At 63.5% G+C, this 1,060-nt stretch carries 2 protein-coding genes; one reads left to right on the top strand and one right to left on the bottom strand.

What is annotated here, in order from left to right:
• The coding region (locus tag ACXRVY_RS31130; RefSeq protein ID WP_458239224.1) for a hypothetical protein at positions 1–105 on the top strand (105 nt) is incomplete at its 5' end.
• Between the two features lie 124 nt (positions 106–229).
• Here ACXRVY_RS31130 and ACXRVY_RS31135 read toward each other — a convergent pair.
• Positions 230–1,060: Ldh family oxidoreductase (locus tag ACXRVY_RS31135; RefSeq protein WP_458239223.1), on the bottom strand; the 831-nt coding region annotated here is incomplete at its 5' end.

Below are 1,060 nucleotides of genomic sequence, written 5' to 3' on the forward strand. Positions count from 1 at the left end.
TACCAGAACTGCCCGGACGCCTTGCTACCCGACGCCTTGAAAAACGCCAACCCGCTGGGGATTGCACGGCTGGTGGATGGCAGCAGCCAACGCGAGCCGGTTTAACAACACAACCTCCTGTGGGAGCGAGCCTGCTCGCGATAGCGGTGTGTCAGTCGACGAAAATGTTGAATCTGATGCCCTCATCGCGAGCAGGCTCGCTCCCACAGGATTGAGCACTTTGATTCAATCAGGCGAGCAAGGCCTTGAGGTCGTTGTACAGCGCCTCGGGAATTTGCACGCCTTCCACCAGGCTGCGTACCCGCGCCGCGTAACGTCGTTGCGACGGCAAGCGTGCGCCCTGCCCCTCAATGCCCTGGAACAACGTTTCGGCCCGGGCCAAATGTTCTTCAGTGGCGTCCCCCAGAAAGCGCCGAGGGTCCAGGGCGATGATCAACTCGCCATGGTACGGCGACGACTTGCTGCCCCCGTCGTAAGCCAACGACTCGGCACTGGTCAGGTCACCGATCAGCGGCCCGGCAATCAACTCCACCATCGCCGCCAGCGCCGAACCCTTGTGCCCGCCGAACGTCAGCATCGCGCCGCTGTCGAGCACCACGTTGGCGTCGGTGCTCGGCTGGCCTTGGGCGTCGACGCCCCAACCTTCGGGAATCGCCTTGCCGGCACGCCGGTGCAGTTCGATATCACCACGGGCAATCGCGCTGGTGGCGAAGTCGAACACAAACGGATCTTGTCCCGCACGCGGCCAACCGAAGGCAATGGGATTGGTGCCGAACACCGGCAGTCGTCCTCCAGCCGGCGCCACCCAGGCGTGGCTCGGATTACACGCCAGTGCCACCAGACCGGTAGCAGTCAGTTGCTCGATCTCCACCCACAGCGCCGAGAAATRTACACAGCGGTTGATTGCCAACGCCGCAATGCCGTTGGCCCGGGTTTTCTGCGCCAGCAACGGCAACCCCGCCTGAAACGCCAACTGCGAAAACCCACCGCCAGCATCCACCCGCACGATCGACGGCGCCTGGTCGATCACCTGTGGCTCGGCATCGGCTGACACCTTGCC

It is taken from the genome of Pseudomonas sp. P5_A2_2, assembly GCF_054177685.1.